The sequence below is a fragment of the Streptomyces sp. CA-251247 genome (genome assembly GCF_050952975.1).
Lineage (GTDB): Bacteria > Actinomycetota > Actinomycetes > Streptomycetales > Streptomycetaceae > Streptomyces > Streptomyces achmelvichensis.
Map to the genome: position 1 here is coordinate 2992611 of NZ_CP191861.1, position 10181 is coordinate 3002791.

8 protein-coding genes and 1 pseudogene are annotated in these 10181 nt (G+C 71.6%); 7 read left to right on the forward strand and 2 right to left on the reverse strand.

Translation table 11 applies throughout. The features are described 5' to 3' along the window. Positions 1-5 precede the first annotated feature (5 nt). The gene (locus ACQPWZ_RS13045) at positions 6-614 is read left to right on the forward strand and encodes an O-methyltransferase (protein ID WP_433571404.1); all 609 of its coding nucleotides are present in this window, start codon (positions 6-8) and stop codon (positions 612-614) included. Between the two features lie 30 nt (positions 615-644). Here ACQPWZ_RS13045 and ACQPWZ_RS13050 read toward each other — a convergent pair whose 3' ends face one another. Then, positions 645-1430: a phosphatase gene (locus ACQPWZ_RS13050; RefSeq protein WP_340473213.1), complete on the reverse strand. Its 786-nt coding sequence runs from the start codon at positions 1428-1430 to the stop codon at positions 645-647. A gap of 74 nt (positions 1431-1504) precedes the next feature. Then, complete coding sequence (locus ACQPWZ_RS13055; protein WP_327684015.1) at positions 1505-2098, reverse strand: SACE_7040 family transcriptional regulator; 594 nt, start codon at positions 2096-2098, stop codon at positions 1505-1507. Positions 2099-2197: 99 nt separating this feature from the next. On the opposite strand from ACQPWZ_RS13055, the gene ACQPWZ_RS13060 reads away from it, so the two are divergent. The 6 genes and pseudogenes from ACQPWZ_RS13060 to ACQPWZ_RS13085 all read left to right on the forward strand — a co-directional run bounded on the left by ACQPWZ_RS13060 (position 2198) and on the right by ACQPWZ_RS13085 (position 10058). Then, complete coding sequence (locus ACQPWZ_RS13060) at positions 2198-3829, forward strand: carboxyl transferase domain-containing protein (protein WP_356701969.1); 1632 nt, start codon at positions 2198-2200, stop codon at positions 3827-3829. A 14-nt stretch (positions 3830-3843) separates the two neighbouring features. After that, entirely contained in the window at positions 3844-5877 is a 2034-nt protein-coding gene (locus ACQPWZ_RS13065; protein WP_433571405.1) for an acetyl-CoA carboxylase biotin carboxylase subunit, read from the forward strand. Beyond that, complete coding sequence (locus ACQPWZ_RS13070) at positions 5870-6808, forward strand: hydroxymethylglutaryl-CoA lyase (protein WP_405569849.1); 939 nt, start codon at positions 5870-5872, stop codon at positions 6806-6808. The genes ACQPWZ_RS13065 and ACQPWZ_RS13070 overlap by 8 nt, the downstream gene beginning before the upstream one ends. A gap of 5 nt (positions 6809-6813) precedes the next feature. Beyond that, positions 6814-7973: pseudogene (locus ACQPWZ_RS13075) on the forward strand (acyl-CoA dehydrogenase family protein). A gap of 199 nt (positions 7974-8172) precedes the next feature. Further along, complete coding sequence (locus ACQPWZ_RS13080; RefSeq protein ID WP_433571406.1) at positions 8173-9198, forward strand: ABC transporter substrate-binding protein; 1026 nt, start codon at positions 8173-8175, stop codon at positions 9196-9198. A gap of 2 nt (positions 9199-9200) precedes the next feature. Beyond that, positions 9201-10058, forward strand: coding sequence for a siderophore-interacting protein (locus ACQPWZ_RS13085; protein ID WP_433571407.1), 858 nt, complete (start codon positions 9201-9203; stop codon positions 10056-10058). Positions 10059-10181: the final 123 nt, after the last annotated feature.

Below are 10181 nucleotides of genomic sequence, written 5' to 3' on the forward strand. Positions count from 1 at the left end.
GGACGATGACGACACGGACGAACCGGATGCGCGGCGTGGCCGTCGCGGTGATCGCCGCCGTACGGCACCCGCTGGACGTGGCCGACGAGTTCGCCGACGTCCAGGAGGCGACCCGGCGGCACCGGCGCGCGCACCGCTGCGGCGCGTACGCGTACGGCGAGGGATCGCTGCCGGCGACGGTCGCGGCGGCGGTCGGCGCCCGCCGGATCGTGGAGGTGGGCACCGCGCTCGGGTACACCGCCCTGGCCATGGCGCACGCGGCGCCGCACGCGCGGGTGGAGACCATCGAGGGCGACGCGGAACACGTCCGCCTCGCCCGGGCCGAGATCGCCGGCCGCGGATGCGCCGACCGCGTCGACGTCCTGCACGGCACGGCGGAGAGCCTGCTGCCCGGTCTCCCCTCCGACGGCTACGACCTGGCCTTCTTCGACGGGTTCACGCCGACCGCGGAGATCGTCGGGGAGCTGCACCGGCTGCTGCGGCCCGGCGGCACGCTGCTCGCGGGCAATCTGATCCTCGGACCGTCGCCGGCGGTGGGCCGCCATCTGGGCGATCCGGCCCGCTGGCGGACCCATTCCCTCGGCGAGACGGCGCTGTGCGTGAAGCGCGGGTGAGGTGGGCCGGCCAGGGCGGCGGCGCAGTGCCTACCGGCCCGCCAGCCCCGCCGCGTCCAGCAGGTACTCGGTCATCGGGTCGTAGAACCGCGGGTCCGTGACGTGGTCGTCCAGCGGGACGGTCACCTGGAGGGTGCCCTCGGCCTCCGCGATGAACAGCGCGGGGTCGTTGCAGTCCGCGTACCCGACGGAGTCGAGCCCCCGCTGGCCCGCGCAGCCGGCCCAGCCGTGGTCGGCGACCACGAGATCGGGCTGCGGGCTGCCCTCGCGCTCCAGGCCGTCGAGAATGGCGGCCATGGGCGCCGGGGAGTGGGTGTGCCACAGGGTGGCCCCGCGCTCCAGCATGGCGACATCGGCGAACTGGAAGACCATGCCCTCGTCCGCGGTGAGCCCGCCCGGAATCCGGACGATCTCGCAGCCGGCCGCCCGCAGGGCGTCCGCGGTTCTCCGGTGCACATCGAGCAGCCCGCCCGGGTGCCCGGTCGCGAACAGGACGCGCTCCTGCCCGGCGACGGCCTTGCGCAGCCGACCGGCCATCCGCTCCAGGGCGTCGACGGTCAGCTCCGGGTCGATGGTGTCCTGCCCGATCCGGTGCTGCGGATCGTCGTTGACACCGCACCGCTCGGCCATGACGGCCAGCACGTCCTGCTCGTCCGTCCAGCGGTCGCCGAGCTCCAGACCCAGCCAGTAGTGACGGTCGCCGTTGGCGAGCTTGCGGTAGTGGGAGAGGTTGTTGTCGCGCGGTGTGGCGACGTCTCCGGCGATACGGGTGCGGACGAGGTGGTCGACAAGGGCGGCACGGCTGGGTATCGGCATACCTCCCATTGTGCCGTCAGCCATCGCCGCCGCGCGGGCCGTCCCGCACCCCGGACGGCCGGGGCCGCCCCGCGTCAGGCCGTGAGCGAGGCGAAGGCTCCGTGCGCGAGGCGCCTCAGCAGGGTCTCGGTCGCCGCCCGGCCGGGCAGACCGCTGCCGTACGAGCCGAGGTGCGGTGTCGAGTTGAGCAGGCCGAACACCGCGTGGACCGCGGCCCGCGCCTCCGACTCGGCCACCTCCGGGTGCAGTTCGCGCACCGCCGTCACCCACAGCTCCACGTACTGCCGCTGCAACTGCCGCACCAGCTTGCGGTCGGTGTCGCGCAGCCGGTCCAGTTCGCGGTCGTGGAGGGTGATCAGCGGGCGGTCGTCCAGGGCGAAGTCGATGTGGCCGTCGATCAGCGCGGCCAGCAGCACCTCGGGGTCCGCCGGCGACTCCTCGACCCGCAGCCGCCCCCCGCTCAGCAGCCGCTCGCTGATGCCCACCAGGAGCTCGGCGAGCATCGCGTCCTTGCCCGGGAAGTGGCGATACAGGCCGGGACCGCTGATGCCGACCGCCGCCCCTATCTCGTCGACCCCCACGCCGTGGAACCCGCGCTCGGCGAAGAGGCGAGCGGCCTCTTTGAGGATCTGCTCGCGGCGGGTCGGCGCATCCGTCCTGGTGCTCATGGAGCCGATTCTAGACAACACAGTTAGCGCTCGTTAACCTGAGGGAAACGCGTTAACGCTCATTAACCGAAAGTCGTACGGGCAAGGGGGCTCGACACGATGCAGCAGGCACCCGTGCTGACCAGCACGGCAGACCCCGCATCACCGGCCTGGCAGGCCAATGAGGTCGCACATCAGGAGCTCGCCGACGCCCTGCGCGCCAAGCTGGCCGCGGCCCGCCTCGGCGGCGGGGAGAAGGCCCGCGCCCGGCACACCGCCCGCGGCAAGCTGTTGCCGCGCGACCGCGTGGACACCCTCCTCGACCCGGGCTCGCCCTTCCTGGAGATCGCTCCGCTCGCCGCCGACGGGATGTACGACGGCCAGGCACCGGCCGCCGGCGTCATCGCCGGTATCGGCCGGGTCAGCGGCCGCGAGGTGGTGATCGTCGCCAACGACGCCACCGTCAAGGGCGGCACCTACTATCCGATGACGGTCAAGAAGCACCTCCGCGCCCAGGAAGTGGCGCTGGAGAACCGTCTGCCGTGCGTCTACCTCGTGGACTCCGGGGGCGCCTTCCTGCCCATGCAGGACGAGGTCTTCCCCGACCGCGAGCACTTCGGGCGGATCTTCTACAACCAGGCCCGGCTGTCCGGCGCCGGCATCCCCCAGATCGCGGCCGTCCTCGGCTCCTGCACCGCCGGCGGCGCGTACGTCCCGGCGATGAGCGACGAGGCCGTGATCGTCCGCAACCAGGGCACGATCTTCCTCGGTGGCCCGCCGCTGGTGAAGGCCGCGACCGGTGAGGTCGTCACGGCCGAGGAGCTCGGCGGCGGCGAGGTCCACTCCCGCGTCTCCGGAGTCACCGACCATCTCGCCGAGGACGACGCGCACGCGCTGCGGATCGTGCGGAACATCGTGGCCACCCTCCCCGAGCGCGGCCCGCTGCCCTGGTCGGTCGAGCCGGCCGAGGAGCCGAAGACCGACCCGGCCGGGCTGTACGGCGCGGTGCCGGTCGACTCCCGTACGCCCTATGACGCGCGCGAGATCATCGCCCGGCTCGTGGACGGCTCCCGGTTCCAGGAGTTCAAGGCCGAGTTCGGGCAGACACTGGTCACCGGCTTCGCCCGGATCCACGGCCACCCGGTCGGCATCGTCGCCAACAACGGCATCCTCTTCTCCGAGTCCGCCCAGAAGGGCGCGCACTTCATCGAGCTGTGCGACCAGCGCGGCATCCCGCTGCTGTTCCTCCAGAACATTTCCGGCTTCATGGTCGGCCGCGAGTACGAGGCGGGCGGCATCGCCAAGCACGGCGCCAAGATGGTGATGGCCGTCGCCTGCACCCGGGTGCCGAAGCTGACGGTCGTCGTCGGCGGTTCGTACGGAGCGGGCAACTACTCGATGTGCGGCCGCGCCTACTCCCCCCGCTTCCTGTGGATGTGGCCCAACGCCAAGATCTCGGTCATGGGCGGCGAGCAGGCCGCGTCGGTCCTCGCGACCGTCAAGCGCGACCAGTTGGAGGGCCGGGGTGATCAGTGGCCGGCCGAGGACGAGGAAGCGTTCAAGAACCCGATCCGCGCCCAGTACGACCAGCAGGGCAACGCCTACTACGCGACGGCCCGGCTGTGGGACGACGGCGTGATCGACCCGCTCGAGACCCGTCAGGTGCTCGGACTCGCCCTGACCGCCTGTGCCAACGCCCCGCTGGACCGCAACGACGGCACCCAGCCCGGCTTCGGCGTCTTCCGGATGTGAGGGGACCCCACACGATGTTCGACACAGTCCTTGTGGCCAACCGGGGCGAGATCGCGGTCCGGGTCATCCGCACCCTGCGCGCCATGGGCGTGCGCTCCGTCGCCGTCTTCAGCGACGCGGACGCGGACGCCCGCCATGTGCGGGAGGCGGACACGGCGGTCCGTATCGGCCCGGCGGCAGCAGCCGAGAGCTATCTGTCCGTGGAGCGCCTTCTGGAGGCCGCCGCGCGCACCGGCGCCCAGGCGGTCCACCCGGGGTACGGCTTCCTCGCCGAGAACGCGGGCTTCGCGCAGGCGTGCGAGGACGCGGGCCTCGTCTTCATCGGTCCGCCGGCCTCCGCCATCTCCCTGATGGGCGACAAGATCCGGGCCAAGGAGACGGTTCGGACGGCGGGTGTCCCCGTCGTACCCGGCTCGTCGGGGTCCGGTCTGACGGATGATCAACTGGCCGAAGCAGCCCGCGAGATCGGCATGCCCGTCCTGCTGAAGCCCTCCGCGGGCGGCGGCGGCAAGGGTATGCGTCTGGTGCGCGACGAGGCGCAGCTGGCCGAGGAGATCGCCGCGGCCAGGCGGGAGGCCCGCTCCTCCTTCGGCGACGACACGCTCCTGGTGGAGCGGTGGATCGACCGCCCCCGCCACATCGAGATCCAGGTCCTCGCGGACGGCCACGGCCGGGTGATCCACCTGGGCGAGCGGGAGTGCTCCCTGCAACGGCGCCACCAGAAGATCATCGAGGAGGCGCCGAGCGTCCTGCTGGACGAGGAGACCCGTACGGCCATGGGCGAGGCGGCCGTCCAGGCGGCCCGCTCGTGCGGCTACCGGGGCGCGGGTACGGTCGAATTCATCGTCCCGGGCAGCGACCCGTCCTCGTACTACTTCATGGAGATGAACACCCGTCTCCAGGTCGAGCACCCGGTCACCGAGCTCATCACCGGGCTGGACCTGGTGGAGTGGCAGCTGCGGGTCGCGGCCGGCGAGCAACTGCCGTACGAGCAGAAGGACATCACCCTCACCGGGCACGCCATCGAGGCGCGGATCTGCGCCGAGGACCCCTCGCGCGGCTTCCTGCCGTCCGGCGGCACCGTGGTGGCGCTGGACGAACCGCACGGCGACGGCGTACGCACCGACTCCGGTCTGACCGCCGGGACGGACGTGGGCAGCACGTACGACCCGATGCTGTCGAAGGTGATCGTGCACGGCCGCGACCGGGCGGAGGCCCTCGCACGACTGCGCCGTGCCCTCGCGGACACGGTCATCCTGGGTGTCCCCACCAACACCGGTTTCCTGCGTCGTCTGCTGGCCCACCCCTCGGTGGTCTCCGGGGACCTGGACACCGGTCTGGTGGAGCGCGATCTCGCCACGCTGCTTCCCGAGGGCGTGCCGGACGAGGTCTGCGCGGCGGCGGCGCTGCTGTCGGCGGCCCCCGGCCCGGCGCCCACCGCGGCGGGCTGGGTGGACCCGTTCGGCGTCCCCGACGGCTGGCGTCTGGGCGGCGTACCCGCCTGGACCGTCCACCACTTCCGCCTCCCGGGCCACGACCCGGTCCGGATCCGCACACGCGGAGCCGGCACGGGCACGGAGATCGCCACGGCCGACGAGCCGGCCGGCCGGTCCGCGCGGATCGTGTCCCGTACGCCGGACCGCGTCACGGTGGAACTGGACGGTGTCACCCACACCTTCAGCTTCGCCGCATCGCCGGACGGCGTCTGGCTGGGGCGGGACGGCGACTCCTGGCACGTCCAGGACCACGACCCCGTCGCGGCCTCCCTCAGCGGCGCCGCGCACGCCGGCGCCGACACCCTCGCCGCCCCCATGCCGGGGACGGTCACGGTGGTGAAGGTGGCCGTCGGGGACGAGGTCGCCGCGGGGCAGAGCCTGCTCGTGGTCGAGGCCATGAAGATGGAGCACGTCATCTCCGCCCCGCACGCCGGCATCGTCACCGAACTGGACGTCACCCCCGGGACCACCGTGGCCATGGACCAGCTGCTGGCCGTGGTCGCCCCGCACGAGGATGCCGAGCAGGCCGGAGAGGAGGCCGTCCATGACTGACGGACTGCCCATGGAGGTCCCCGCGCAGGACCTGCCGCCACGGGTGCGCATCCACGAAGTGGGCGCCCGCGACGGGCTGCAGAACGAGAAGACGGTCGTACCGACCGAGGTGAAGGCGGAGTTCGTCCACCGCCTCGCCGCCGCCGGCCTCACCACGATCGAGGCGACGAGCTTCGTCCACCCGAAGTGGGTGCCCCAACTCGCCGACGCGGAGCAGCTGTTCCCGCAGCTGGAGGACATCAAGGGCGTCGCGCTGCCCGTCCTCGTCCCGAACGAACGCGGTCTCGACCGCGCCGTCGCCCTCGGCGCGCGCCGTATCGCCGTGTTCGGCTCGGCCACGGAGACCTTCGCGCGCAGGAACCTCAACCGCACGGTCGACGAGTCGCTCGCCATGTTCGAGCCGGTCGTCGCCCGCGCCAAGGACGACAAGGTCCATGTCCGCGGCTATCTCTCCATGTGCTTCGGCGACCCCTGGGAGGGGCCGGTCCCCGTCCACCAGGTCGTGCGGGTGGCGAAGGCGCTGATGGACCTGGGCTGCGACGAGCTGTCCCTCGGCGACACCATCGGCGTCGCCACCCCGGGCCATGTGCAGGCCCTGCTCGCCCAGCTCAACGAGGAGGGTGTGCCCACCTCGGCGATCGGCGTGCACTTCCACGACACCTACGGCCAGGCGCTGGCCAACACCCTTGCCGCGCTCCAGCACGGCGTGACCACCGTCGACGCGTCCGCGGGCGGCCTCGGCGGCTGCCCCTACGCGAAGAGCGCCACCGGAAACCTCGCCACCGAAGACCTCGTGTGGATGCTTCACGGCCTCGGCATCGAAACCGGGGTCGACCTCGGCCTGCTCACCGCCACGAGCGTGTGGATGGCCGAACGGCTGGGCCGTCCCAGTCCGTCCCGCACCGTTCGCGCCCTCTCCCACAAGGAGTGACACCCATGTCCCTGGACCACCGGCTCACCGCCGAGCACGAGGAACTCCGCCGTACCGTCGAGCAGTTCGCGCACGACGTGGTCGCGCCCAAGATCGGCGACTTCTACGAGCGCCACGAGTTCCCGTACGAGATCGTCCGCGAGATGGGCCGTATGGGCCTGTTCGGGCTGCCCTTCCCCGAGGAGTACGGCGGCATGGGCGGCGACTATCTCGCCCTCGGTATCGCCCTGGAGGAGCTGGCCCGCGTCGACTCCTCCGTCGCGATCACCCTGGAGGCGGGGGTGTCGCTCGGCGCGATGCCCGTCTACCGCTTCGGCACCGAGGAGCAGAAGCAGGAGTGGCTGCCGCGTCTGTGCGCGGGCGAGATGCTCGGCGCGTTCGGTCTGACCGAGCCCGGCGCCGGCTCGGACGCGGGCGGCACCCGCACGACGGCCGTCCGCGAGGGCGACGAGTGGGTGATCAACGGCTCCAAGTGCTTCATCACCAACTCCGGTACGGACATCACGGGCCTGGTCACCGTCACCGCGGTCACCGGCCGCAGCCCGGAGGGCAAGCCGCAGATCTCCTCGATCATCGTCCCGTCCGGCACGCCCGGCTTCACGGTCGCCCCGGCCTACTCGAAGTCGGCTGGAACGCCTCGGACACCCGCGAGCTGTCCTTCGACAATGTCCGGGTGCCGCTGGCGAACCTGCTGGGCGAGGAGGGCCGCGGCTACGCGCAGTTCCTGCGCATCCTCGACGAGGGCCGCATCGCCATTTCCGCGCTGGCCACGGGCCTTGCCCAGGGCTGTGTGGACGAGTCGGTGAAGTACGCGAAGGAGCGGCACGCCTTCGGCCGCCCGATCGGCGCCAACCAGGCCATCCAGTTCAAGATCGCCGACATGGAGATGCGGGCGCACATGGCCCGCGTCGGCTGGCGCGACGCGGCCTCCCGGCTGGTGCTGGGCGAGCCGTTCAAGAAGGAGGCGGCGCTGGCGAAGCTGTACTCCTCGACGGTCGCGGTGGACAACGCCCGCGAGGCGACGCAGATCCACGGCGGCTACGGCTTCATGAACGAGTACCCGGTGGCCAGGATGTGGCGTGACTCGAAGATCCTGGAGATCGGCGAGGGTACGAGCGAGGTCCAGCGGATGCTGATCGCACGGGAGTTGGGCCTGACGGGCTGACGCACGGCCACCGGCCTCCTCCCCCGTTTCTCCCGGGGTGGGGAGGCCGTCCCATGCCCGGGCCGAGGGGTTGGCCCGCCGTGCGCAGGGCCGTTCGCCGTCGTCGGCCGGACCCCGCCCCTGGACAGCTTGTGAGGTTAGGCTAACCTACCCTCGAACTGACCATGGCCGGATCGGCACATACGAAAGCGACACCATCATGCCCAACGCCCGAGCTTCTCACCTCTCCCGTCGTGGAGTCCTCGCCGCGGGTGGCGCCATCGGGCTCGGCGCCGCGCTCGTCGCCTGTGGCGGCGACGACTCGTCGGACGCGTCGGGCAAGGCCGCCGAGAAGTCCGGTCCCTGGACCTTCACGGACGACCGCGGCACCAAGGTGGAGCTGAAGGCCGTTCCGAAGAACATCGTCGCCTTCACCGGCACCGCGGCCGCGCTGCACGACTACGGCGTCGAGGTCAAGGGTGTGTTCGGCCCGACGAAGACCAAGGACGGCAAGGCCGACGTCCAGGCCGGCGACCTCGATGTGAACAAGGTCAAGGTCATCGGCAACGTCTACGGCGAGTTCAACATCGAGCAGTACGCGGCCCTCGCGCCCGAGGTGCTCATCACCAACATGTGGGCCAAGGACGACCCGTGGTACGTGCCGCCGCAGTCCAAGGACAAGATCATGAAGGTGGCCCCCAGCGTGCTGCTGTGGGCGGCCGAGACCACCATGCAGAAGGCGCTGGAGCGGCACGCGGAGCTCGCGAAGTCCCTCGGCGGTGACACCACCGGCCCGAAGGCCGCCGCCGCCAAGACCCGCTTCGAGAAGGCCGCGGCCCGGCTGCGTGCCGCCGCCAAGTCGAAGCCCGGCATCAAGGTCCTGATCGGCTCCGGCAGCGCCGAGCTGTTCTACATCTCGGTCCCGAAGACGAGCGCGGACACCCTGTACTTCCAGGAGCTGGGCGTGACGTTCATCGAGCCCAAGGCGAACGCCCAGGGCTTCTTCGAGGAGCTCAGCTGGGAGAACGCCGACAAGTACGGCGCCGACATCATCATGCTGGACAACCGCTCCTCCGCCCTCCAGCCGGCCGCGCTCGCCGCGAAGCCGACCTGGGCCAAGCTGCCCGCCGTCAAGGCGAACCAGGTGATCCCGCGCGTCACGGAGCCGATCTACTCCTACGACAAGTGCGCGCCGATCCTGGAAGACCTCGCCAAGGCCATCGAGACCGCGAAGAAGGTCGCCTGACCATGACGACGACGGCCGAGACCGCCCCGTTCCGCTTCTTCCCGATGGAGGTGACCGGAACGAGGCGGCTCGGCCCGTCCCTGGTCCGTGTCACCTTCGGCGGTGAGGAACTCAGGGACTTTGCCGCCGGGGGCCGCGACCAGTCGCTGTCCCTCTTCCTTCCGCACCCGGGACAGGACGCCCCGGTCGTACCGGTCGAGGCCGGCGACTACAGCGCGGTCTTCGCGGCCTGGCGCGCCCTGCCGGAGGACGTCCGCGCGGTGATGCGCTCGTACACGGTGCGCGAGCAGCGCCGGGCGGACGACGGCAGCTCCGAGGTCGACATCGACTTCGCCGTCCACGAGGACGGCGGCCCGGCCTGCCGGTGGGCCGAACAGGCCGCGCCCGGACAGAAGGTGACGGTGCTCGGCCCGGCGGTCGCCGACAACACCTCGGTGCGCTGCCGTCCGCCGAAGGACACCGACTGGGTGCTCATCTGGGGCGACGAGACGGCGCTGCCGGCAGCGGCGGCGATCCTCGAATGGCTGCCGGCCGGCACCCGGGCGCACGTCTGGCTGGAGGTCCCGCACGCGGGCGACCGTCTGGACCTCGCCACGGCGGCGGACGCCGAGATCACCTGGCTGGTGCGGGAGGAGAACGCGCCGAGGGCCGTGGAGGCGGTCCGCGCGGCCGAACTCCCCGACGGCGCCGGGTATGCATGGATCGCCGGGGAGTCGGGCAGCGTCAAGGCGCTGCGCCGCCATCTGGTCGGTGAGCGCGGGATGGACCGCCGCCGGGTGACGTTCATCGGCTACTGGCGTCGCGGCGTGAGCGAGGACGGGCTGCGCGAGGAGCCCGCCGAGGCAGCCGACGAGGCGTGAGCAACGCCCTTACTGACGGGGCCCCTGAGGGGGGCGGGTCGGTTGGCGTCTGAAGTTAGGTTAGGCTAACCTTACTTCGACGTCGCCCACTCGCCCCCCTCGTCTGTTCCGAGGGGTGACCAA